This is a genomic window from Nocardia pneumoniae NBRC 100136, assembly GCF_000308755.1.
Lineage (GTDB): Bacteria > Actinomycetota > Actinomycetes > Mycobacteriales > Mycobacteriaceae > Nocardia > Nocardia pneumoniae.
Genome location: NZ_BAGF01000070.1, coordinates 90,290 through 114,192, shown reverse-complemented (window position 1 = coordinate 114,192; position 23,903 = coordinate 90,290). Strand labels below are relative to the sequence as shown.

Below are 23,903 nucleotides of genomic sequence, written 5' to 3'. Positions count from 1 at the left end.
GATGGAAACCCTTTTCGATACGCGGGCTCGCTGGCAATGCTGGCTCGACGTCGAAGCCGCCCTGGCGCGCGCCCAAGCCGATCTCGGGCTGATCCCCGCACCCGCAGGTCCGGCGATCGCCCGCGCCTGCCAGCTGAGCCGGCTCGAGCTCGACCGCGTCCATGCCGAGATCGACCGCACCAGCCACCCACTCATGCCGTTGGTCGTCGAACTCGGCCGCGCTGTCGGAGCGGCATACGGTGGCTGGGTGCATTGGGGCGCCACCACCCAGAACATCACCCAGACCGGTGACACCCTGCTGCTGCGCCACGCCTGCACGCTGATCCGCAATCAGCTGACAGCCGTGCTCGGCGCGCTCGCCGACCGCACCGACCGCGGTGCCGACATGATTATGGCCGGCCGGACCCACGGCCAGCACGCGGTCCCGATCACCTTCGGCTACAAGAGCGCCGCATGGATCGACGAGTACCTGCGCCATATCCAGCGACTCGACCAGCTCGCGCCCCGGCTGTTCGTGGCGCTGCTTGGCGGTGCGGCGGGCACCTCGGCGTCCTTCGGAGACGATCCCGGCCGGCTGCAGCACGTCGTCGCGAGCTATCTCGGCCTCACGCCGATGGCCGTCCCGTCCCGTGCCATCTGCGACCATAACGCCGAACTCGTCACGACTCTCGGTTTGATCGCCACCACGAGCGGCAAAATCGGCCGCGAGATCTACCAGCTGATGAAAACCGAGTACCAAGAGGCCGAGGAACCCGTTCCGGTCGGGACGGTCGGCAGCTCGACCATGCCGCACAAACGCAATCCGCAACTGTGCCAGGACATCATAGGCATCACCAACGAGATCCGCGCACTGGTACCGCTGGCGCTCGAGTCGACACTGAGCGAGCACGAAGCCGACAACGCCCCCTCGGCGCTGTTCGACACCCAGCAGCGGGCGTGCGAACTCACCGCGGAAGCCTTGGCTCGGGTCCAGATCGTCGTCGCAGGCCTGCGCTTGAACCCGGATCGTATGCGCCGCAACCTGGATGACTCCACGGGCATGATCGCCTCCGAGGCGATCATGTTGCGGCTCGGCCGGATCCTCGGCCGGCAAACCGCCCATGAGATCGTCTACGACGCCGCCCAAGCCGCGGCCACCACGTCCGCCTCGTTCACCGACATCCTCGCCGCCGACGCCCGCGTCACCAGTCATCTCGACGCCCGAGCCCTCAGTCAGCTGCTCGAACCCGGCACCCATCTCGGCCGCGCATCGGCCATCGCCCGCGAACAGGCCGCCCGCGCACGTGAAGCCATCGACGAACCCGATATGTGAGTTTCAGACACTCCCTTTGACGACTCGGGGCATGCTTACTGCTCTCGGTGGCGTTGAGTTGCTGTAGTCACGCGGTGGGGACTGTCGATTCCCGCCCTGCCCAGGCGTCAGCTGGGCTGGCATCTCCGCAACGGCCGGAATGAACTCGGCCTGACTCTGGAGCAGGTCGCGGCGATGATGCAGTGGAGCAAGAGCAAGCTCGCTCGCATCGAAACAGCGGAGGGCGGTGGTCGTCTCCGGGAACTGGACATCCGGGAGTTGTGCCGGGGTCTCGGATTCGATGACGATATGACGACCGCTATGGTCGAGTTGTCTCGGCAGTCGGACGCGAAATGCTGGTGGCACACATTCGATGATGTGATCCGCAAGAGTTTCAATATGTACGTCGGTCTGGAGGCTTCTGCTACTTCGCTCGCCATGTTTCGGCCGAATCTGATCCCAGGAATACTCCAGACCGCCAACTACGCTCGGTCGCTCGATCGCATCTACTTTCCTGGAGATTCGGACGAAGAGTTGGAGCGACGGGTGCAGCTTCGGATCAAGCGCCAAAACATCATCATGCGACGTACCCATCCGATATCCGCCGATATCGTTTTGCACGAATCGGCCTTGCGGTCGGTCGTCGGTGGGAGGAAGACGATGGCTGTGCAGATGCGACACTCAGCGGACGTGAGTACACGCCCGAACGTCACTATTCGAGTGCTCCCCTTCAGTGCTGGGTTTCCGCTCGGTTTGTACGTGGGGCCATACGTAATCCTGGACTTCGGCCGAGATGCCAAGGGCAAGGAGGTTACCCCGGATCGTGTTCCTGGAGGGCTACACCGGCGACATGCACCTTGAACGTGAGCAAGACACACAGATGTACGAGAAGGCGGCTATAGCTATCCAGCGTGCATCGCTGGATGCTGTGGCAAGCAGGAACCTGTTGCGGCAGGTAGCGAAGGAGTTTGCGGCGTGAGCATAGATCTATCTACCGCCAAGTGGTTCGAGAGCACCCACAGCGCAGGAGGTTCGGAGTGCGTCGAGGTTGCATTCCTCGATAGCGGTGTTGTCGGCGTTCGCGACTCGAAGAATCCGCATGGCCCGGCTCTGGACTTCGCTCCCGCCGAGTGGGATGCCTTCACCGCGGGGATAGTCGAGGGCAAGTTCGATCGGTCGTAATCGCTGTCGGCATACGCGGTGTCGGTTGTGCTCGGCTCGGTCGGTAGCGAACAGACACCGCGCCGGTCTTCCGGAATCCGATGCTCAAATCGACCGGAAGACCCGCGCGGCGCTCGGGAACTCGATCAGACGTTGACGCCGTAATCGCGCGCGATCCCCGCGAGGCCCGACGCGTATCCCTGCCCGATGGCCCGGAATTTCCATTCGTTGTTGTGGCGGTACAGCTCGCCGAAGATCATGGCGGTTTCGGTGGAGGCGTCTTCGGTGAGGTCGTAGCGGGCCAGTTCGATGCCGGTGGTGGCGTCGACGACGCGGATGAAGGCGTTGCGGATCTGGCCGAAGGACTGGCCGCGGGCGTCGGCGTCGTGGATGGAGACCGGGAAGAAGATGTTCGTGATGGTGGGCGGGGTGGCGGTGAGGTCGACGTTGATCACTTCGTCGTCGCCCTCGCCCGCGCCGGTCAGGTTGTCGCCGGTGTGCTCGATCGACCCCTCGGGGGAACGCAGGTTGTTGTAGAAGATGAAGTGCTGGTCGGACAGCACTTTCAGATTCGGCCCGCACGCGAGGGCGCTGGCGTCGAGGTCGTAGTCGGCGCCGGTGGTGGTACGGACGTCCCAGCCGAGGCCCACCGACACCTTCGTGAGATTCGCGGCCTGCTTGGACAGCGAAACATTACCGCCTTTGGCCAAAGTGACGCTCATGATCCCCTTCCGTGCGGCACGGCCGGTGCCGCTTTCCTTCCTTGCTATCCGGAAACGTTGGGCCGGTTCAGTTCTGGCCGTCCACCCAGGATTGCAACGTGCTCACCCGGCCTTTCAGCGCGCGCAGCTCGCTCTCGTCGTCGAGCACCATGCGCTGGATGCCCTGCACGATCGCGAAGGCCGACTGACGGTGATCGTCGATCACGTCGACGTCGATGCGCACGGCCACATAGTCTTCGGCATCGGGCATACTCTCCGCGACCACGTGCGCGGTGCCGCGCGCGCACATCGCCACGTTGCCGCCGCCGAGGATCAGCAGCGCCACTTCGGGGCGTTCGCGCAGCCGGGCCAACGAGCCGCGATCGAATTTGAGGCTGATGAGTATCCGCCGATCACCTGCCCGCACCGGCCAGGACACCGGAATCGCGTGCGGCGCCGGATCGGTCGTCACCAGCACGCCGATCGTCTCCAGGGGCCATTCCGGAAGCACGTCGAGCTCGGGATGGTCTGCCGAGTTGTGTTGACGTTGGGCGGGGCTCGCTCCGGCTGCCATCTTCGTCACCTCATGCATCGTCGAGCGCGGCGGGCTGTGCCGCGCTTGCTAGCAGTCTAAGGTGCTGGGCGCCTTGTCCGCTGGCGCTGCGCCCTTTGTCCGGACCGCTCTCAGGTGACTATCAGGGCGAGATCCAGGGTGACTACAGCATCCGCCGTGGCCTGTGCATCGCCTTGGCGCGGCGCACCGACACCCGGGACCACACCGCCTGCTGCACCGCCAAGGTGGCCCAGCCCGCCAGCGCCATCCCGGACAGATTCACCATGAGTTGCAGCGTGCTGCCCCAGATCGCCGACCCCACACCGAAGGCGGCGCCGAGCGCGATATTGCCCGCGGCGGGCACGGTGGTCACCGAGATGAAAACACCGGCCATGCCGCCGGCCTTGGCGGAGGTCAGGGCGAGCACTCCGGCGGCGGCCGCGATGACGGCGACGATGAACGACCACTTGTCGGGGGTGTAGATGAAGGCCGTGCCCGGGCGCGGACCGGTGACGGCGTCGACGGTGATCCAGCCCAGTGCGCGTCCGATCAAGGCGAAGAGGAAGGTGACGGCGATGGCGGCGGCGAAACCGAGCAGCAGCGTGCGCGCGGCGAGGCCGAGCAACACGAATCGGCGGCGCACCAAGGCGACGCCCAGCGCGGCGATGGCCCCGAATTCCGGACCGAGGACCATCGCCCCGATGACCAGAATCTGGGAATCCAGCACGATCGCGATCGCGGCGATCACCGTGGCCAAGGTCATGAAGCTGAGGTAGGTCCAGTTCAGCTCGGTTTCCTCATACGAGCGCTGCGCGACATCAGCCCAGACCACGGAGTCCGCGCTGCTGCCGGGTGTGCGTACCTCGCAATCGAATCCGCTGCGCGACAGCCAGGTACGCACCGGCTCGATCTCGATGCTGCCCGCATGGTGCAGCCCGATCGCACGCAGTCGCTGGATCACGTCGTTCGCCGCTTCTCGTGCCACGTCGGCGAGCACCACGTCACCCTTGGGCCGCAGCGCGGCGTCGCGCATGACCGCGAGGCCGCTGACGGCGTCCTCCTGTTCCAGGATCCGGATCACGTCATCGGTCATCTCGGCCGGAGCCAGCATCCGTAGGTGCAGCACCCCCATAGTGTGCCGCGCGCGGCCGCATATCTCGCCGCGGCCCGGCACGACACAGGCGAGCACGGCCGCCGCGCCCTTTTCTCGGACCGCTCCCGCGTGTGATCAGGCCCTGGCGACGGTCAGGCGGAGACCAACGCGGGGATGTCCAGCGTGGCGGCCCACTCCTGCGCCATGTCCTTGACCTTGATCTCCGTCGACGCGTCGTGCCTGGCGTGCTCGCCGACCTGGGTGGCTCCGCATGCGATGAGCTTCTCGGCGATGATCTCGCCGCCACGGTTGAACGTGTCGCCGTACACGGTGTCGCCGAGCCCGAAGACGGCGAAGCGCAGGCCGGTCAGTTCCGGCGTGTGGCGGTCGAGCGCGTCGGCGAAGGGTTCGGCGCCGGTCGGCAGATCGCCGTCGCCGTAGGTCGAGCACACGATGACGTGGAACTCACGCGCGTTCAGGTCCTCAATGTCGAAATCCGTCATGTCGTGCACCGAGACGTCGTGCGTTCCGGAGAGCTCCGCGGCGATGCTGTCCGCGGCTGACTCCGCGGTCCCCATCTCGGTTCCGAACAGAATGACGACGCGCACCTGCGCCTCTCCTTTCCATATGATTTGGTGAGGCTATCCTAATCATGCGGCTCGTGGTGCGCTACGGCTTCCGCACGGTCAGGTAGGTGGAGACGATCACCATGATGGCGAAGGCGATGGCGATGATGACGGCGGCGGTCGGCCAGTCCATGACTAATCCTTTCAGGGGCATCACACTCCTTCATGGTGTCCGGACGCGGAGGAGCGCGGAAAGGGCCGAACGTCCCGGCGAAACGGTGTCGAATGGGCCGAACGAGACCAACCGTTCCGATTGACGGAATGTCGTCCGCGATGCATCATTCGTAGCGGTGCCCATTGTTTTCTGGGCAGACCACTTTCCTGCCGGCCAATGACCGTCCGGCTCGGCGACTGCCACGTGTGCCCTTCGGCCTCGCCGCGCACGAGCGCAGCGCTTCCAACCATGACGCTTCGGCGTCCGGCCGTGAGTGAGGTGAAACGAAATGGTCTACCAGTCGTCTGCATACCAGGTGATCAATTCGTACCCGCGCCTCGGCACCCTTCCCCACGTCTGAATTCACCGCGCCGAGCGCGGTCCTCGCGCGTCGATGCCACGGCATCGGCTCATCCAACGCTCGGCGCGGCACCCCCGGAGGCAATCGGAAAACCGGTGGATAGCACAGATGTGGAGAGAGTAATGGTGGACAGGGGAGTGAATACGGGGGCGGTGGAAATGGTGACGCGGCCGGTGGCGGGCAATCTCGCCGTGTCGGCCGCGATGATCGAGGATCTGGGCTACCTGCGCGAGGAATTGGCGGCGGCGGAGGTGCCGTTTCTGCTCGTGCGCGACAGCGGGCACCGGCTGGTGCTCGCGGCCGACGCGGCGCACCGCATGATGGTGCGCCGGGTGACGGCCGCGGCGGTGGCGGCCGGATTCTCCTGTGTGGAATTGCGGCAGAACGTGTTCCGGCTCGGGCGCGACCATGACCCGGCCCATCACGTCGACCTGGAGCTCTGGGAGTACCACGGCGACACGGTGACCTGCCCGCGCCCGAACGCGCTCACCCGGACGGTCTTCGACCTCGCCGACGTCGAGCGCACGCAGGTGCGGCTGTTCGACCGGACCTGGCCGACCCTGGTCGACATGTTCGCGCCGCAGTCCACCGACGTCGATTTCGACATCGACTTGGTGTTCTCCTGGGTGGACGGCTCCGATCCGGAATTCCGCGCGCGTCGCGCCGGGATGCTCGCCCAGGTCGTGGTCGGCGAGGGCGACGACGCGGACGCGCGCATCCGGCAGATCGACGAGCTCAAGTACGCGCTGCGGTCGGTGTACAAGAACGCGCCATGGATCCGCAGGATCTTCATCGCCACCGACTCCGCGACGCCGGGCTGGCTGTCCGAGCACCCGAAGGTGACGGTGGTGCGGGCGGTGGACCATTTCCGCGACACCACCGGCTTGCCGGTCTTCAATTCCCACGCGGTGGAATGCCAGTTGCAGCACATCGAGGGGCTCAGCGAGCACTTCCTGTACTCCAACGACGACATGTTCTTCGCACGGCCGGTGCGCCCGTCGATGTTCTTCACCCCCGCCGGGGTGAGCCGGTTCATCGAGGCGGACACCAGGATCGGTCCGGGGCGGAACAACGAGCGGCGCAGCGGTTTCGAGAATGCCGCGCGGGTGAACCGGGCGTTGCTCGCCGACCGCTTCGGCTACGTGATCACGCGGCATCTGGAGCACACGCCGGTGCCGCTGCGGCGCAGTGTGCTGCTGGAGATGGAAGAGGAATTCGCCGCCGATTTCGCGCGCACGAGCGCCAGCCGCTTCCGGGCGGCTACCGACATCTCGGTCACCAATTCGCTGTATCACTACTACGCGCTGCTGACCGGCCGGGCGGTGCCGCAGGAATCGGCGAAGGTGCGCTACGTCGACACGACGAGCCACACCGGGCTCGCGCTGCTGGACGGGTTGACGCGCCACCGCGACGTCGACTTCTTCTGTCTGAACGACGGCAGCTTCCCCGAGGTCGCCGAGACCGAGCGGGTGCGGATCGTGTCGGAGTTCCTCGCCGCGTACTTCCCCGAGCCCGCTCCGTGGGAGCGGCTCAGCGCACCGCCTCGTCATCCGCTTCCGGAGTCGACGCCGGGCGCCGCATGACGTGCGGGATGCGCGCGGCGGGCGGGATCACGATGCCCTCCTCCGCCAGCCGCCGCTGCGCCTCCTCGGGCGTCGCGCCGGCGCCGACGGTGGTTCCGCGCTCGATCGGGACCACCGAGTGCACCACGGTGTCCGGGTAGATGTGCACGTAGTTGAAGGCCTGCGCGCCGTCCCGTCCGCGCAGGCCGCCCTGCGCGACGCCGAGATCCTGGCTGTAGCAGGTCGCCGACGCCACCGACACCGGGATGCCCGCGAAGGTCGCGCTGGTGGAGAAGTGCAGATGGCCCGCGAGGATGGCGCGCACGTCGGTGCCGTCGAGCACGTCGGCCAGCCTGCGCTGATCGCGCAGCTCCACGGTGACGGCCAGATCGATGACGCACGGCACCGGCGGGTGGTGCATGGCCAGGATGGTGCCGAACGGGGCGGGTTCGGCCAGCACGTCGCGCAGCCACGCCAGCTGGTCGTCGGAGATCTCGCCGTAGTGATGGCCGGGCACCGAGGTGTCCAGGGCGATGATGCGCAAGCCGTCGATCAGGTGGACGCGGTCCAACGGAGAGGCGGTGGCGCGCTCGCCGAGTAGCCGGGCGCGCAGCGCGGCGCGGTCGTCGTGGTTGCCCGTGACCCAAACGAGAGGAGCCTGCAAACTTCTGGCAAATGGCTCGACAATCGACTTGAGCTTGCTGTATGCGGCGGGTTCACCCCGATCGGTGAGGTCGCCGGTGAACACGATCGCGGTCGGACGGATCCGGCTGGCTGCCGCCTGTTCGAGCAGTTGCCGTAACCGCAGGTCGGCGTCGACATCGCCGTACAGGGGGTCGTCGCCCGCGATGAGGTGGGTGTCGCTGAAGTGGAACAACACGTGATCCGGACGCGGGTGCTCCGCGACTCTCGAGATGGGCACCGGACCGAAAATCCCTCCTGGCGGTTTGCCCGCCATTGGCTTGGCTCCGTCGCCAGAATAGCGTCGGTTACGAACAGGTTTCCCGATAGCTGGTGAAGACATGCTTGCGGGAAGGTGAGGGTTCGGTGTCGAACGCAGGGGAAATGGTGAGTGGAGTGGCGTTGGTCACTTTTTGCCGAGGGCATCCGCGGTGCGCAGCGCGTCGACCACCATCGCGGCGTCGACGGTGAACGGCTCGTTGTGGATGGTTTCGCCCGGTGCGGTCGCCCGAGCCGCGATGGACGACAGCGTCTCGTGATCGGCGTCAGGCAGCCCCAGCGCGGCCAGGGTCGTCGGCAGCCCGACCTCGGCGCAGAAATCGAGGACCGTGTCGATCTCGGACGCCGGCGCGCCTTCGAGCACCAGCTGGGTGAGCGTGCCGAAGGCGACCTTCTCGCCGTGCAGGAACGGATGCGTCCCCGCGGCGGCGGTGAGGCCGTTGTGCACCGCGTGCGCGGCGGCCAGCCCGGACGATTCGAAGCCGAGCCCGGACAGCAGCGTGTTCGCCTCGACGACGCGCTCCAGCGCCGGGGTGACGCTGTGGTTGCGGACCGCGGTGAGCGCCTGCGGCCCGTCGGCGAGGAGCGTGCGGTAACAGAGCTCCGCGAGGGCCGTGGCGCTGCGCGTGGAGGCGCCGCCGCGCATGTTGCGCACCTGCGCCGCACTGCACGTGCGCGCCTCGAACCAGGTGGCCAAGGCGTCACCCATGCCCGCGGCCAGCAGCCGGGCGGGGGCCTGCGCGATGACCGAGGTGTCCACCAGCACCAGCGCCGGATTGCGCCGGACCAGCTGATAGGCCTCGAATTCGCCCGCCTCGGTGTAGATCACCGACAGCGCGCTGCACGGCGCGTCACTGGAAGCGGCCGTGGGGCAGCTGATCATCGGCAGGTCGAGGTCGTCGGCGACCGCGCGCGCCGCGTCCAGCACCTTGCCGCCACCCGCGCCCAGAACGACTGTGCTGCCGGACTCTTCGACAGCGTGGACGATCTTGGCGATCTCCGCCCTGCTGCACTCACCGCCGGACAGATGGATCGAATAGGAGATCTTCGCATCGGTGAGCGACCGTTCCCACGTCGTGGCGAGCAGCCGAAACGCGCTGCCGCCCGACACGATCAGCACCGGACCGCCGATCCCGAGCCGGGTCATCTCCGCACCGAGCGCGGCCGTGGCGTCCCGCCCCTGCACGTAGTGCCCCGGCGAGGAGAACACGCTCAGCATCCGACACCTCCCGATCCCGGACCGCGAACCATGCCGAACGCGCACACCCCTGCAGCCCGACCGACGACTCTCTAACGCTACGCGACGCTCACCTGCCACCGGCCGTAGTTGGCGAACCCCGTCGTCTGCGAAGGAAGCGCTTCACCGTCGTGCCGGAAACGCGGCTACAAGCACGCATGCATCCTCCGACGCCACGACCGGCATCCGGTCCCGGACACCAGATGCCCGGCCGGGATCTCGTCACACCGAGTGCCACAGCAAGCAGGAGCGCTCTGTGTACAGGATCGAACGGCGAACCCGCTTGCGGAGTCGATCAACTCGGTGTGGTGAGGGTTTCCGGGACCAAGCGCGGCCGGTCGCGTTCCTGTTCGTCGAGCAGGGCGAAGTAGCGGTGGAGCATGAGGATCGCGGTGCTCGCCAGGCCCGCGGTGAGGCCCCACCAGACCCCCGCGGCGCCGAGTCCGAGCGGGAACGCGAGCAGCAGGGCGACCGGCAGGCCGACGCCCCAGTAGCCGATCAGGGAGAGGCGGAAGCCCGCGTTGGTCGCCTCGAGGCCGCGCAGCAGGCCGATGCCGATGTTCTGGGCGGCATCGAAGAACTGCAGCACGATGCCGATCAGTAGCAGCGTGTGCGCGATCCGGATGGTGTCGGCGTCGGAGGAGTCCAGGAAGGGCAGCAGCACCAGATCCGGGGCCAGGACGTACACCGCGCCCGTCACGGCCGCGACCACCGCCGCATGCCGCAGCGCGAGCCAGGCCAGCGCGCGGGCGTGGGCGTGCTCGTCGCGGGCGACGGTGTCGCTGACCAGGATCGACGCGCCGTGCGAGAGGCCGATCGCGACCTGGAACACGATGTAGATGATCTGGTAGACGACGTTGTGCGCGGCCAGCGCCGCGGGCCCGATGCTGCCCATGACCAGGGCCAGCACCGAGAACATGCCCGCTTCGGAGCCGTAGGTGAGCGCGATCGGCGTGCCCAGCCTCAGCTCCGCCTTGACCGTCGCCGGTCGCACCGGCAGCGGGTTCATCGGCAGGGTGCGGCCGAGCCGGTCGTCGCGCCACACCATCGCCCAGAACACCGCGAAGGTGATCAGGAAGACCAGCGATGTCGCGACGCCGATGCCGGTGAGTCCCAGCGCGGGCAGCCCGGCCTTGCCGTGGATGAAACCGAGGGCCAGCAGCAGGTTCAGCACCACCGATCCGAGCGTCACCAGCAGCAGCGCCTGCGGGCGCTGCATGCCGACGGTGTACTGGCGCAGCACCTGGAACCACAGACAGGGCAGCAAACCCGGCGCGAGCGCGACCATCAGCGGACGGGCGTCGGCGAGCACCCCCGGGTCCTGCCCGAGCCAGGGCAGCACCCAGCCCAGCCCGATCAGCACCGCGCCGCCGACGAGTCCGGCGACCGTGGCGATCAGGAAGCTCGACCGCAGCACGTCCCGGATCTCCGGGTCCGGCGAGTCGCCGCGCTTGCCCGCGGCGCTCACCGCCGTCGCGATCTGGTTGCCGCTGGCGGTGATCAGGCCGACGCACATGGTGCGGATCTGGTTGAACAGCACGAGCGCCAAGCCGCCCGCGGCCACCTGCCGCACGCCGAGCGTGCCCATCAGCGCGATATTGGTGGTCGACACCGCGATCTGCGCCAGCTGGGTCAGCGCGATGGGCGTCGCGAGCGCGGTCAAACGCCGTCCGTCGCCGTACCTCACCTCGCCTCCACGAGGGTGCGCCGGGCGGCGGGCGTGTAGCGGCGCAGCATGTCCCGCACGTCGCGTTCGGTGTCGGCGCTCAGCAGCTCCCGGTCGTTCATCCATTCGTCGTCGAAGACGGTGTCCAGGTACTTCTCCCCGCCGTCGCACACGATGGTGACCACGGTGGAGCCGGGCGGGAACTCCTCCAGCCGGGTGAGCGCGGCGTGCACCGAGCCGCCCGCCGAGCCCCCGATCATCAAGCCCAGTTCGGCCGCCACCGCGCGGGCGGTCGCGAACGCGGCCACATCCGAGACCTTCACACCCTCGTCGAGCAGCGAATAGTCCACGGCGGTGCCGATGGTGGCGCCCGGCGGGGTGCCGGTGCCCGACTGCCAGTACGGGCCGCCCGGCCCGCCGAAGGCGATGGAACCGACCGGCTCGACGCCGATCACGTACGGGACGCAGCCGAGCTGGCGCAGGCGGGTCGCGGTGCCGAACAGCGAACCGCCGGTGCCCACCGCCGACAGCAGGATGTCGACCCGCTCGACGTCCTCGAGCAGTTCCTCGGCCACCGCGTAGTAGCCGACCGCGTTGGCGTCGTTGTTGTGCTGCTCGGTGAAGTACGCGTCGTCGCGTTCGGCCGCCATCGCCTCGGCGAGGTCCTCCCGCGCCGAGGTGGCCAGGGTGTCGTCGCCGTCGTCGGCGACGTACACCAGTTCCGCGCCCATCGCTCGCATCGCCCGCAGTTTGTCCTTACATGCGTGATGGTCGACCACCGCGGTGAAGCGATACCCACGTTCGGCAGCAACTACCGCCAGGCCGAGCCCGGTGTTCCCGGACGTGGATTCGATGATATGCCCGCCACTGCTCAGCAAACCCCGTCGTTCGGCGTCGAGCACCATTTCGCGCGCCATCCTGATCTTGGCCGCGCCCGTCGGGTTGAACTGCTCGAGTTTCAGTAGTAAGCGGGTGCCCGTCGCGGTGGCCGCGAGCTCGAACAGCGGCGTGCGGCCGATCAGATCCGTCACACGCGTGACGAGCGGCATTGATTTCTCCTCGTTCGTATCGGGGGCAGTGGGGGTCAGCTACCGTCGCGGGTCCAGCGGAAGCGGCCGTCAGGTGCGTCGTGCAACACGACTTTCGGCGGGATGGGCAGTTCATGGAAGGCGGATTCGTTCGAATCCATCTGGTAGCCAGCGGTATTCGGATAGACCAGCAGATCGCCGACCTCGGCGGCCCGGGGCAGCGGCACCCGCCGCCAGCTGAGCATGTCGGAATCCAGGCAGGTGGCCGCGCCGACGCTGGTGGGCGTCGGTGTGCCAGGGCGCGCGGGCCACAGCAGCGGATCCGGCAGATACTCGCTGTCGAACCACTGCTCGGAGAGACTCAGGCTGGTGCCGTCGACGGTGAGCAGCTCGTAGGGCTGGCCGTGCGCGTGCCTGGTCTTGTGGCCCTGCACGCGGAAGACGGTGCATCCGGCGTGCGCGAGCAGCGCACGTCCGGGTTCGATCGCGAGGCGGATAACGTTGTCCCGCAACCGCCGAGCGAGATCGTCGTGGTCGAGGATCTGCGTGAGCATAGCCGCACCCGGCACCGGGAAGTGGTAGGGGTAGTACGAGTCGAAGGACTTCCCCGAATGAAACCAGTGCCTGCCGACGCGCTCGCCGAACGCCTCCGCCGCCTCCGCCGGGACGTAGTCGACGCCGAACCCACCGCCGATCGACACCGTGGCGGCCGGATGCCCGAGGGTGCGCGCGTGCAGACAGCGTGCGATCAGCTCACCCGCGAGTTCGGCGCGTGCCACCGCGTCGTAGCCGGACAGGTGAAAGCTGAAGCCCTCCAAGAGCAGCGACCCGTAAGCCCCGAATATTGCGAGGGCGGCGTCGATTTCATCGCCGGTCATACCGAACCGGCTCGCCGAAGCGGCGGGCAGAACGCGCAGCAGCACGCGTGCGGGCGTCGCGGGCGACGCGAGACCCGCGAGCCGGTCGAGTTCCCCGAGGTCGTCCACCGCGAGCAGCGCGCCGTGCCGGGCCGCCAACCAGAGCAATTCGTCCGACTTGGCGGGGCCGGTCACCATGAGCTCGTCACCGCGAATGCCCTGCGCCAGCGCGGCGGTCAACTCACCGACACTGGCCACGTCCACACCCGCGCCGTGTTCGGCGCAGGCACGCGCGACACACGCGGCCTTGTTCGCCTTCTTGCCGTAATAGATGGTGCCCTGCACCCCGGCTCGCTCGAAGGCGGCCTGGAACTGTCGGATGTTGTGCGCCACGCGCGCGGGATACATGACGTGGAACGGACCGCCCATCGCAAAGGCGATGTCGCCCAGCAGGCTCGGGTCATCGAGCAGGCGACGCTCCCATGGATCGAGATGCGCGGGCATCGGCGTCGCACTGATCGACTCGTGCGAGTCGTGCACGATACCGACCGAGTCACGCGTGTGGCGCGCTGCGTTGATCGAGGGGTGCGCGTCGTGGGTGCTGATCGGCTCGTGCGTGTCGCGCGCTGCGCTGATTGAGGGATGCACGTCGTGGGCTGCGCTGATCGGCTCGTGCGTGTCGCGCACTGCGCCGATCGAAACCTGCACGTCGCGTACTGCGCTGATCGAAACTTGCACGCCGCGCGCTGGGCTGATCGAGTCTCCAGCGCGCTGCACAGTACCGATGGGGTGGTGTGCGCCCTGCACCGTATCGGCGTCGTCTGTGCCGCAACCGGTATCGACCGCGTCGTGCGTGCCCGCGTGCACTGCGTCATCGCCTGTCCCGGCGAAGACTTCGTCAGGTGCGGTGGTGACGCCGCCGACGTCCGCCTCTAGTCCCATAGCGGCACCTCCGTCCCGCGGCCCTCGGCGATCGCCCGCTCGGCCAGGGCGTGGGCGACCGCGATGTCGGTGAGCACCAGTCCGCTGTTGTAGACGAAGATGCGCTCGTCATCCGAGCGTCGCGCCACCGCACGCCGACTCAGGATCCGCGGCAGCTCGGCGTCCACCGGGCGCAGCGTCCCATCGGGGCCCGCCATGTCGGTGCCGGTGAGCGCCATCTGCTCGGCGCTGGTCGCGATCACCCGATCGGCGTCGGCCAGCGTGGAGGGCGCGAGCCCGTAACCGACCAGCACCGCTGTGGATCCTGGTGCCAGATCGGTGGATTCGAGCGCGACCTCGGTACCGGGTCCCGCGGTGGCCAGCACGACGTCGGCGGTCGCCGCCGCGGCGCGCGGATCCGGCACCGTCTCGAGCAGTGCGTGCGGATAGTGCTCGGCGAGCCCGCGGTGCACGGCCGCCAGCCCTTCGGGGTGCGTCCCGTAGACCATCAGCTTGCGCAGTTGCGGGTTCGCGGCGAGCAGATGCGGGAGGGCGTTGCGGCCTTGGGTTCCGGTGCCGATCAGTAGCACGCTCTCCGCGCCGCGACGGACGGTCTCGCGCACCAGCAGCGCCGACACCGCCGGGGTGCGCAGCGCGCCGACCCGCGCGCAGTCCATCATCGCGATCGGCGCGCCGGTGGTGTCGTCGTAGAGCGTGATGGTCGTGTAGTACCGCTTGGTGCTGCGGTCGTGGCCGGGATCGAACTTGTAGGAGGTCTTCATCGCGACCACGCGTCTGCGGCCGTCGCGGCCGAGCATGGCGTAGGCGACCGACCAGCCGTCCGGGTTCGCGACGCTGAGCTTGCGCGGATTGTCCGAATCACCTGCCGCGAAAGCCAGATACGCCTCTTCCACCGCGCGCACGACCGCCGCGGGCGTGATCGGCACGTCGGCAAGGTCGCTGCGGCTCAGCACCCGCAAGGGTGTGCTTCGGTCACGGGTGTTCAACGGGTCCTCGATCATTCGGTACCGCTCGCTCTCGAGTGCCGCTCGCGACCGGCGGGGCGCCCGCCGCTCGGAACGGGGCAACAATTTGTTGCCCGTAGCCATTCTCGTCGGCTTCCTCAGCCCGTCGCCGTCGTTCCGGAAGCCGGATGTTCACTCGTTTGAGCCATCGGTCGGTGCCGTCGTACCGCGCGGTGAACGGCACCCGGCCGTGCACGGCGACGTCGTTGTCCACCAGCAACAGCTCGCCGGGGGCGAGCGCGGCGGTCACGCAGACGCGTTCGAGTTCCGCGGTGAGTTGTTCGTAGGCGGCGCGGAATTCGGGATCGGCGTCCTCGAGCGGCGTGTATGCCGGATCGTAGCGCACGGTCTGCTCGGCTGGGCCCGCGGCGCTCCACAGCGTGGGAATCGGTGTGGCCGAGTAGTTTTCGTGCCCGGTGCCGTAGGAGACGTCCGGCAGGATCGGCAGTGTGGGTGTGCTGAGCAGTTCGTGCTGCTCGCTGGATAGTTCAACGCGGCGCACCGAGGAAACCGTGGTGCCGACCAGATCCGGGTTGCGCAGGCAGGCCAGCATCAGCAGGTTGGCCCTGCGCGGGTGGAACGCGTCCTCGGTGTGCGGGCTCAGCAGTGTCTTGCTGCTGGCGCCGGACTGCTCGTGCTCGTGACCGGCCGCCGGAACGATGTTGTTGACCAGCCGCCCGTCCTGTTGGCCTTGCCAGCCGAACGGCTCACCCGCGCTGCGGGCGAGCAGCAGCATGACGAGGTCGAATTCGAACGAGTGTGCCCGCGTCGCGGGGTCGCCACTCCATCGCGCGGCTTCTCGCCAGCTCGGCGGAGTCGGCCCGAATTCGTTGTCGGACATCGGAAGACGGCTGACGATCGTGGCACCCGCGGCGGTGGCGGGCGGGCGCATGGCATGGCGTACCTCGGCGGGGAGTTCCGCGACGCGGGCATCGATCTGCTCGATCAGCGCTGGATCCGTGAGTGTGCGTGCGGCGGCGGCCGGATCGGCGAGTCCGGCATCGAGTGTGGCGGAAATCTCTCTGGCGAGCTCGCGCACCGCCGAGCCGGCGCCTGCGGACAGCTCGCGTCGTTCGAGATCTTGTGGGTGAAGCGTCTTACGTTCGGAGAGAACGCTTTTCACCGGGATTCCCTTCTTCGCATCGGTTCGAAAAGCAGGGTGACGATCGAACTGCGAAGGTAGCTCTTACGACTGCGGTAAAGCAAGCCTTACCTAAGCGTGTCTGGGAAAATATAGCCGATGTGCATAACTTCGGTCCAGCGAGGCTAGGTCGTGGCGGGGTGGCTCGGTGGCGTTTTGCCGGTTTGCCAGTGGTGCGCCCTTGTGCTGCCGTTCTGTCGCCGGTATCGGCGAGTCGTCCGATGGATTAGGCTAGCCTGTCCTGCATCACCCGTGGTGATTATGCGGTATAGCGGTGGGTTCGTCCAGGAATGAGGGCAGGGCAATGGTTTTGAACCGGCGGCAGTTACTGGGGTCGAGTCTCGGAGTGGGAGCGGTGCTGCTGGTGGCCGCCTGTTCCGATGGCGCGGATTCGTCGGGACCGGCCCGGCGCGGCGGTACACTGCGGGTCGGCGCGCTCGGCACCTCCGCGCGGCTGGAACGCGATCCGCACGCCAACCTCAGCAACGACAGCGACTTCCTGATCACCTCGCTGGTCTACGACGCCCTGACCGTGCCGGGCGCCGACCCGAACGTCGCGCCGCGCCTGGCCACCCGGTGGGAGCCGGACGCCGACCGGCGGCGCTGGAGCTTCACCCTCGCCGAGAACGCGACCTTCCACGACGGATCGCCGGTGACGTCCGAGGACGTCGTGTGGTCGCTGCGCCGACTGCGCACGGTCGGCGGCGCGTCGAAAATGCCGGTGACCGTCGAGGACATCACGGCCGATGGGCCGAACCGGGTGGTGCTCGCGGTGCCCGAGCCGAATACCCAGCTGCCGCTGCTGGTCCGGCTGATGACCTTCACGGTCAAGAAGGACACCATGGATTTCACCAAGGCCATCGGCAGCGGACCGTTCCGCCTGGAGTCCTACCAGGGCGGCAACGCCCGGCTGGTGCGCAACGACCAGTGGCACGGCACGCCGTCGCTGCTGGACGCCATCGAGGTCACCATGTTCGAGAGCGTGACCGCGCTGGGCAACGCGGCACTCGGCGGGCAGATCGACCTCGCCTCCAATGTCGGCGCCATTGCGGGTCGCACCGCCGAAGGCCGCGGTGACCTGACGGTGGTGCGTCGTCCGAACGACACGGTGGTCGGCGTCGCCATGCGCACCTCCGACGGTCCGTTCGCCGACGCGCGGGTGCGCACCGCCCTCCGGCTCGGCGTCGACCGCAATGCTCTGGTCACCCAGGTGCATTCGGGTTACGGGAAGGTCGCCAACGACATTCTCGGCACCGGCGATCCGGTCTACGACACGTCCATCGCGCAGCGCACCCGTGACCTGGACCGGGCGAAGGCGCTGCTGCGTGAGGCCAACTTCGACACGGGACGGACCTATCCGTTCGTCACCAAGGCGGAGGCGCCAGGCGAAGTGGAATCGGCGAAGGTCATCGCCACCCAGCTGGCCGAGCTCGGCGTCCGGCTCGAGGTGATCACCCAGGAGCCGAACGCCTTCTACGACCAGACCTGGCTGAAGGCGCCGATCTACACGATCTCGTGGGGCACCAACGATTCCACGCTGTTCTTTGCGAGCAAGCTGCTGTCGAGCGGCTCCAACCGCAACGAGACCGCGTTCAAGGACGCGGCGTTCGACGCGGCGACCGCAAAAGCCCTTGCCGCGCAGTCTGACTCGGAATACAGGCAGGCCGCGCAAGAGCTCCAGCGTATCCAGTACGACCGCGGCGGGTACCTGGTCTGGGGCATGGCCGACGGCATCGACATCGCGTCTTCCCGGGTGCGCGACCTACCCACGCTCGGCGGGTTCGCCCGGGTCCAGCTGGAAAGGGCTTGGCTGGCCGGGTGATCTCCTTCGCACGACTCCTGCTCCGGCGCGTCGCCCTGCTGGTGGCGCTACTGGCCACCGTGTTCGTCGCCGTGGACCTGCTGCCGGGAAACACCGCCCGCGCCGTCCTCGGCCGCGAGGCCACGCCGGAGCAGATCGCGGCCAAGGAGCGCCAGCTCGGTCTGGACCGTCCCCTGCCCGTGCGGTTCTGGAACTGGATATCGGGTGTGGCCACGGGCGATTTCGGCCGGACCGCGCGGGGGCGTTCGGTGAACGAGTTGCTGGTCGACAAGTTCCCGCCGACACTGTTGCTGGGCGGGCTCGCCTTGGGGTTGACCGTGGTCGCTTCGCTCGCGCTGGGCGCGTGGTGGGCGACGCGGCCCGGCAGCGCGGCGACGCGCGTATTGCAGCCCGCGACGACCACGGCGGTGGCGGTTCCGGAGTTCGTGATCTCGACGGTGCTGATCCTGGTGTTCGCGCTGGCCCTCGGCTGGCTGCCCGCGGTCACCATCACCGACCGCTCCGGGTTCCCGGCCGGACCCGACATGCTGGTGTTGCCGGTGCTGGCACTGGCGCTGCCGCAGATCGGCTGGAACACCAGGGTGGTGCGCGCCGCGCTGGCCGACGCCGCCGAAGCTCCACACGTGGAAAGCGCGGTGCTGGAAGGGCTTTCCACCCGCGTCGTGCTGGTGCGGCACGTGCTGCCGTTCGCGCTGCCGACGATCGTCGCCAGCTTCGCCACCACAGTCGGGATGCTGCTCGGCGGCTCGCTGGTGGTCGAGACCATCTTCAACTATCCCGGTCTCGGCGCGGTGCTCGCCGGTTCGGTCGCCGACCGCGACACGTCGGTGGTCGCCGCGGTCGTCGCACTGTCCGGGGTGGTCATCATGGTCATGCTGGCCGCCGCCGACGGCATCCGGGCGTGGTCACTGCGGGGGCGGCGATGAAGGCGGCACGGCGACGGCTCGGCTTGCTCGCTGTCGCGCCCGCGCTGGTTGTCATCGTGCTCGCGGTGCTGGGGCCGCCGCTCGCGCCGCATCCGGCCGAGAAGGCGATCGGGATACCGTTCGGCGATCCCGGCGACGGCGCGGTGCTCGGCACCGACCGGCTCGGTCGCGACGTGTTCAGCCAGTTGCTGTACGGCGGTTGGGGATTGCTGCTGCTGTCGGCGGTCATCGCGGTGGTGGTGACCGGGTCGGCGTGCGTGCTCGGCGTGGTGGCGGCGCTGCGCCCGCGGATCGGCGCGGTGATCGAGCTCGGCACCGACTTCTTCATCCTGCTGCCCGCGGTGCTCGGCATCCTGCTCGTGCTGACCTCGTGGCCGGAGGCGGGCAGCGCCGGACTGCTCGTGTTGGCGCTGCTGTTCGGGGCTCCCTATTGCGCACGGATCTTCACGGCGGCCGCCGCCGGTGTCGCCGCGTCCGGATATGTGGAAAGCGCGCAGGCCGCGGGCGAGTCGCTGCCGTACCTGGTTTTCCGGGAAGTGATCCCGAATCTGCGCGAAGTACTGACGACTCAGCTCGGTCTGCGCTTCGTGGTGGGGATCTATCTGGTCAGCACCGCGTCGTTCCTGCACCTGCCCACCACGCTCGGCGCGAGCAACTGGGCGGTCATGGTGCGCGACAACGCCTCCGGCATGCTGCTCAATCCCTGGGCCGTGCTGGCGCCGAGCCTGGCGATCGCGATCGTCGCGGTGAGCGTGAACCTCGCGGTCTCGGCATTCGGACGAGGGGAGCGGAGATGAACGCCGTCACGACGGACACCACAAGCGCCGGAGGATCGCGCGTATGCGATGCGGCGATGAGTCGGCTCGTGCTGGTCGACGACCTGACCGTCCTCGGTTCGAACGGGCAGGAGTTGGCCGGGCCCACGACCTTCCGGGTGCCCGCGGGCACGGTAACGGCGCTGACCGGCCCGTCCGGGTCGGGCAAGACCACGGTGATGCGGGCGCTGCTCGGGCATCTGCCGTCCGCGGCGGCACGGACCACCGGTTCGGCCTCGGTCGCCGGACACGACGTGCTCACGCTGAATCGGGATGCGCTGCGGCGTTTTCGGCGACAGCACATCGCCTATGTCGGGCAAGACCCGGGTTCGGCGCTGAATCCGTTGCTGCGCGTGCGCGGCCTGCTGCGCGAGGTGGCGCCGGACGCGTCCAAAGCGACGCTGACCGACACCCTCGCGCTGGTCGGCCTGTCGCCGGACTACCTGCACCGCCGCCCTGGCGAACTCTCCGGCGGCCAGCAGCGCCGGGTCGCCCTCGCCAGAGCGCTGATCCGCCGCACCGGCGTGCTGGTGCTCGACGAACCGCTCGCCGGATTACACGGCGCGTTGCGCTCCGATATCGCCGCTCGGCTCGCCGAACTGGCCCGCGAACGGTCAGTGGCGATCCTGCTCTCCGGCCACGACACCGCCCTCGTGCACTCGATCGCCGACGATGTGGTCGAACTCGGCGCCGTCCACCCGGCATCCGCGCCCGTGCGTCCAGTCGCGGCCCGGAACGGAATGGGCACGCCGACAAAGACTTCCTCTGACACGACAGCTGCGGACCGGACCAGCAGTCACACCCGGACAGAGCCCGCGCTGTCGCCTGACGAAGATCGGAACGGACTTGCGTCGGGTTCCGGACTGCCCCGCCAGCCTGGTGACTCGTGCCCAGTGCGAGTGGTGCCGGAGGGTGGACACGAGCAGGCTCGCACACAAAACGGTCACAAGCCCCCGTCCGGTTCCAGGTCGGAGGACCGAGCGGAGGACGGTGCTGTGCTCCGCGCGCGGGGGATCGGCGCTTCTGTCGACGGTCACCAGATACTCGCGGGGATAGATCTCTCGCTCGGTGCGGGTGCGGCACTGGCGGTGGTCGGCGCTTCCGGCGCGGGCAAGACCACCCTGGCGCGTGTCATCGCAGGGTTGCATCCGTGCGCGACCGGTTCGCTGGAACTGCGCGGCACGCCGATCACGGGTAGGCGAATCCGCTACGGGGCAGGCGGTATTCAGCTGGTCACCCAGAATCCCAGATCGGCGCTCAACCCGCGGCGCACCGTCGCGCAAACGCTCGGTCGTCCGCTGCGGCGTATCGGGCGGGTCCCGCGACGGGACATCCCGCGGCGCGTCGCCGACCTCCTCGCGTCGGTCGAGTTGCCCGCCGACTCGGCCGACCGGTATCCGCACGAGCTGTCCGGTGGTCAACGTCAACGCGTCGCGCTGGCCAGAGCCCTCGCCGCCGAACCCGCCGTACTGCTGTGCGACGAGATCACCTCCGCGCTCGACCACGCCACCGCGGCCGCGATCATGGCCCTGCTGGATCGCATCCGCGCCGAGCGCGACACCGCCCTGTTGATCATCACCCACGACATGTCTCTGGTCGCCGAGTATTGCCCGCGACTGGTCGTCCTCGATCACGGGCGCATCGTCGAATCCGGCGACACCAGAGCGGTTCTCGCCGCGCCGACGCATACAGCGACCAGCGAGTTGCTCGTCTGAGTTCGGCCGAGGGCCGCGCTCGCCCACCACAGCCGCGCGGTGCGACCGCGCTCTGGGCTTCCTCGTGTACCGGCGGCATCGGAGTGACGAGCACTCGTCGTCATCTGGATCATGGGAAGCGTGGTGAAGAAGACCGGCGCCTTGGCCGCCGCCGTGGTGCTCCTCGGACTCGCCGGTTGCGGGATCGACCGCACACCGATCCCGGAGGGCATTCCGCCCGGCCCTGGCACCCCGATCCCCGTCATCGATCTGGACGCTCCCGGCCGCACCGCCCACCAATTGCGCGGCTGGGCCGACGAGCAGGCGGACCGACTCGGCATCCCGGCGATCGCGCTGGAGGCCTACGGCTACGCGGCGGCCGTGATGACCAGGGCCCGTCCCGACTGCGGCATCGCGTGGACGACGCTCGCGGGCATCGCCAGCGTGGAGAGCAAACACGGCACCCACCGCGGGTCGGCGGTCGGCGACGACGGCGCGGTCCGCCCGCCCATCATCGGCATCGCGCTGGACGGCTCGCCCGGCGTCGCCCTGATCAAGGACACCGACGGCGGCGCACTCGACGGTGACCCCGTCCATGACCGTGCCGTCGGCCCGCTGCAATTCATTCCCGAGACCTGGAAGCGCTGGGGCGTCGACGCCAACGGAGACAACGTCGTCGACCCACAGAGCATCGACGACGCCGCGCTCACCGCCGCGCGCTACCTGTGCGCCAGCGGCGGCGACCTCACCTCCGAGCACGGCTGGCAACGGGCCTTGCTCACCTACAACCAGTCGCGCGGCTACCTGCTCACGGTCCGCGACCGGGCCGCCAGCTACAGCGTCGGGCGCCGCGTGTGATCGGCTGTGTCCGATCGGGGATGCGCCCGGGGCGGTTGCTCGCACCGCAGGTTCCCCGGAGTGCCGGTTACCCGCTGCGCGGCGGGGGCGATAGGCTCGCAGCGCACGGCCCACCCGTAAGACCCACCGTGTCAGCAGCCGAAGGAGTGTCGTTTTCGTGGCCATCATCGAACAGGTCGGAGCTCGCGAGATCCTGGATTCGCGCGGTAACCCCACCGTCGAGGTCGAGATCGCTCTCGACGACGGCACCCTGACCCGCGCCGCCGTGCCTTCCGGCGCGTCCACCGGCGAGCACGAGGCCGTCGAACTGCGTGACGGCGGCGAGCGCTACGGCGGCAAGGGCGTGCGCAAGGCCGTCGAGGGTGTGCTGGACGAGATCGCGCCCGCCGTCATCGGCTTGGACGCCGTCGAGCAGCGCAGCGTCGACCAGGTGCTGCTGGACCTGGACGGCACCCCGGACAAGTCCCGCCTCGGCGCGAACGCCCTGCTCGGCGTGTCGCTGGCGGTGGCGCGCGCGGCCGCGGAGTCCTCCGGGCTCGAGCTGTTCCGCTACCTCGGTGGCCCGAACGCGCACGTGCTGCCCGTCCCGATGATGAACATCCTCAACGGCGGCGCGCACGCCGACACCGGCGTGGACGTCCAGGAGTTCATGGTCGCCCCGATCGGCGCGCCGACCTTCAAGGAATCGCTGCGCTGGGGCGCGGAGGTCTACCACGCGCTCAAGTCGGTGCTGAAGTCCAAGGGCCTGGCCACCGGCCTCGGCGACGAGGGCGGTTTCGCGCCCGACGTCGCGGGCACCAAGGCGGCGCTGGACCTGATCAGCGAAGCCATCGCCAAGACCGGTCTGAAGCTGGGCAGCGACGTGGCGCTCGCGCTGGACGTCGCGGCGACCGAGTTCTACACCTCGGGCAGCGGCTACAAGTTCGAGGGCGTCGACCGGTCGGCGGAGGAGATGGCGCAGTTCTACGCCGAGCTGCTGGCCGGATACCCGCTGGTGTCCATCGAGGACCCGCTGTCGGAGGACGACTGGGACGGCTGGGTGGCCCTGACCGACCAGATCGGCGACAAGATCCAGCTCGTCGGCGACGACCTGTTCGTCACCAACCCGGAACGCCTGGAAGAGGGCATCGCAAAGGGCGCGGCGAACGCGCTGCTGGTGAAGGTGAACCAGATCGGCACCCTCACCGAGACGCTGGACGCGGTCGAGCTGGCGCACCGCAACGGGTACAAGACGATGATGTCGCACCGGTCCGGCGAGACCGAGGACACCACCATCGCCGACCTGGCCGTCGCGGTCGGCAGCGGCCAGATCAAGACCGGCGCCCCTGCGCGCAGCGAGCGCGTCGCCAAGTACAACCAGCTGCTGCGCATCGAGGACGCGCTCGGTGATTCGGCGCGCTACGCCGGCGACGTCGCGTTCCCGCGTTTCGCGTTCGAAAGCTGAATCCCCA

Annotated in this window: 22 protein-coding genes; 11 read left to right on the top strand and 11 right to left on the bottom strand. The window is 68.5% G+C overall.

Going from position 1 to position 23,903, the window contains the following annotated elements; all coding sequences use genetic code 11:
* The first annotated feature begins 1 nt into the window (after position 1).
* The 4 genes from ON34_RS22550 to ON34_RS22540 all read left to right on the top strand — a co-directional run bounded on the left by ON34_RS22550 (position 2) and on the right by ON34_RS22540 (position 2,473).
* Entirely contained in the window at positions 2-1,312 is a 1,311-nt protein-coding gene (locus tag ON34_RS22550) for a class-II fumarase/aspartase family protein (RefSeq protein WP_245548142.1), read from the top strand.
* Positions 1,313-1,393: 81 nt separating this feature from the next.
* On the top strand, positions 1,394-2,152 hold the full coding sequence (locus tag ON34_RS22545) for a helix-turn-helix domain-containing protein (protein ID WP_306303651.1): 759 nt from the start codon (positions 1,394-1,396) through the stop codon (positions 2,150-2,152).
* Positions 2,085-2,270 carry a Scr1 family TA system antitoxin-like transcriptional regulator gene (locus ON34_RS37735; protein ID WP_306303649.1) on the top strand — a complete coding sequence of 62 codons (186 nt, stop codon included), beginning with the start codon at positions 2,085-2,087 and terminating at the stop codon, positions 2,268-2,270. The genes ON34_RS22545 and ON34_RS37735 overlap by 68 nt, the downstream gene beginning before the upstream one ends.
* Complete coding sequence (locus ON34_RS22540; RefSeq protein ID WP_040782599.1) at positions 2,267-2,473, top strand: DUF397 domain-containing protein; 207 nt, start codon at positions 2,267-2,269, stop codon at positions 2,471-2,473. The genes ON34_RS37735 and ON34_RS22540 overlap by 4 nt, the downstream gene beginning before the upstream one ends.
* 125 nt (positions 2,474-2,598) lie before the next feature.
* On the opposite strand, the gene ON34_RS22535 is transcribed toward ON34_RS22540, so the two are convergent.
* From ON34_RS22535 to ON34_RS22520, 4 genes are all read right to left on the bottom strand, one after another.
* Positions 2,599-3,174 (bottom strand): TerD family protein, encoded by a 576-nt coding sequence (locus tag ON34_RS22535; protein ID WP_040782596.1) that lies wholly within the window; start codon positions 3,172-3,174, stop codon positions 2,599-2,601.
* 67 nt (positions 3,175-3,241) lie between these two features.
* Complete coding sequence (locus tag ON34_RS22530) at positions 3,242-3,727, bottom strand: hypothetical protein (RefSeq protein ID WP_040782854.1); 486 nt, start codon at positions 3,725-3,727, stop codon at positions 3,242-3,244.
* 142 nt (positions 3,728-3,869) lie between these two features.
* Positions 3,870-4,838, bottom strand: coding sequence for a DUF389 domain-containing protein (locus ON34_RS22525; RefSeq protein ID WP_245548141.1), 969 nt, complete (start codon positions 4,836-4,838; stop codon positions 3,870-3,872).
* 113 nt (positions 4,839-4,951) lie between these two features.
* A complete protein-coding gene (locus ON34_RS22520) occupies positions 4,952-5,407 on the bottom strand; it encodes a flavodoxin domain-containing protein (protein ID WP_040782594.1) in 456 nt (151 codons plus the stop codon).
* 691 nt (positions 5,408-6,098) lie between these two features.
* Here ON34_RS22520 and ON34_RS22515 point away from each other — a divergent pair.
* Entirely contained in the window at positions 6,099-7,523 is a 1,425-nt protein-coding gene (locus ON34_RS22515; RefSeq protein WP_245548156.1) for a stealth family protein, read from the top strand.
* On the opposite strand, the gene ON34_RS22510 is transcribed toward ON34_RS22515, so the two are convergent.
* The 7 genes from ON34_RS22510 to ON34_RS22480 form a co-directional block, all read right to left on the bottom strand.
* Positions 7,471-8,460, bottom strand: a complete 990-nt coding sequence (locus ON34_RS22510; RefSeq protein WP_051022985.1) for a phosphodiesterase — start codon at positions 8,458-8,460, stop codon at positions 7,471-7,473. The genes ON34_RS22515 and ON34_RS22510 overlap by 53 nt on opposite strands.
* A gap of 129 nt (positions 8,461-8,589) precedes the next feature.
* Positions 8,590-9,681 carry a glycerol dehydrogenase gene (locus tag ON34_RS22505; protein ID WP_040782590.1) on the bottom strand — a complete coding sequence of 364 codons (1,092 nt, stop codon included), beginning with the start codon at positions 9,679-9,681 and terminating at the stop codon, positions 8,590-8,592.
* A 313-nt stretch (positions 9,682-9,994) separates the two neighbouring features.
* Positions 9,995-11,386 (bottom strand): MATE family efflux transporter, encoded by a 1,392-nt coding sequence (locus tag ON34_RS22500; RefSeq protein WP_040782588.1) that lies wholly within the window; start codon positions 11,384-11,386, stop codon positions 9,995-9,997.
* Positions 11,383-12,414, bottom strand: a complete 1,032-nt coding sequence (locus tag ON34_RS22495; protein ID WP_040782586.1) for a PLP-dependent cysteine synthase family protein — start codon at positions 12,412-12,414, stop codon at positions 11,383-11,385. Before ON34_RS22495 ends, ON34_RS22500 begins: the two co-directional genes overlap by 4 nt.
* 35 nt (positions 12,415-12,449) lie before the next feature.
* Complete coding sequence (locus ON34_RS22490; RefSeq protein ID WP_083889629.1) at positions 12,450-14,192, bottom strand: alanine racemase; 1,743 nt, start codon at positions 14,190-14,192, stop codon at positions 12,450-12,452.
* The gene (locus tag ON34_RS22485; protein WP_174372063.1) at positions 14,183-15,193 is read right to left on the bottom strand and encodes an ornithine cyclodeaminase family protein; all 1,011 of its coding nucleotides are present in this window, start codon (positions 15,191-15,193) and stop codon (positions 14,183-14,185) included. The genes ON34_RS22490 and ON34_RS22485 overlap by 10 nt, the downstream gene beginning before the upstream one ends.
* The gene (locus ON34_RS22480) at positions 15,165-16,319 is read right to left on the bottom strand and encodes a TauD/TfdA family dioxygenase (RefSeq protein ID WP_051022984.1); all 1,155 of its coding nucleotides are present in this window, start codon (positions 16,317-16,319) and stop codon (positions 15,165-15,167) included. The genes ON34_RS22485 and ON34_RS22480 overlap by 29 nt, the downstream gene beginning before the upstream one ends.
* A 322-nt stretch (positions 16,320-16,641) precedes the next feature.
* Between ON34_RS22480 and ON34_RS22475 the strand changes: the two genes are divergently transcribed.
* The 6 genes from ON34_RS22475 to eno all read left to right on the top strand — a co-directional run bounded on the left by ON34_RS22475 (position 16,642) and on the right by eno (position 23,896).
* Positions 16,642-18,159 carry an ABC transporter substrate-binding protein gene (locus ON34_RS22475; RefSeq protein ID WP_040782583.1) on the top strand — a complete coding sequence of 506 codons (1,518 nt, stop codon included), beginning with the start codon at positions 16,642-16,644 and terminating at the stop codon, positions 18,157-18,159.
* Positions 18,156-19,085 carry an ABC transporter permease gene (locus ON34_RS22470; RefSeq protein WP_245548140.1) on the top strand — a complete coding sequence of 310 codons (930 nt, stop codon included), beginning with the start codon at positions 18,156-18,158 and terminating at the stop codon, positions 19,083-19,085. The genes ON34_RS22475 and ON34_RS22470 overlap by 4 nt, the downstream gene beginning before the upstream one ends.
* The gene (locus ON34_RS22465; protein WP_245548139.1) at positions 19,061-19,882 is read left to right on the top strand and encodes an ABC transporter permease; all 822 of its coding nucleotides are present in this window, start codon (positions 19,061-19,063) and stop codon (positions 19,880-19,882) included. Before ON34_RS22470 ends, ON34_RS22465 begins: the two co-directional genes overlap by 25 nt.
* Before the next feature lie 56 nt (positions 19,883-19,938).
* Entirely contained in the window at positions 19,939-21,615 is a 1,677-nt protein-coding gene (locus tag ON34_RS37730; RefSeq protein ID WP_245548138.1) for an ABC transporter ATP-binding protein, read from the top strand.
* A gap of 111 nt (positions 21,616-21,726) precedes the next feature.
* Positions 21,727-22,452, top strand: coding sequence for a lytic transglycosylase domain-containing protein (locus tag ON34_RS22455; protein WP_040782581.1), 726 nt, complete (start codon positions 21,727-21,729; stop codon positions 22,450-22,452).
* Positions 22,453-22,609: 157 nt separating this feature from the next.
* A complete protein-coding gene (gene eno / locus ON34_RS22450; protein WP_040782578.1) occupies positions 22,610-23,896 on the top strand; it encodes a phosphopyruvate hydratase in 1,287 nt (428 codons plus the stop codon).
* Positions 23,897-23,903 lie beyond the last annotated feature (7 nt).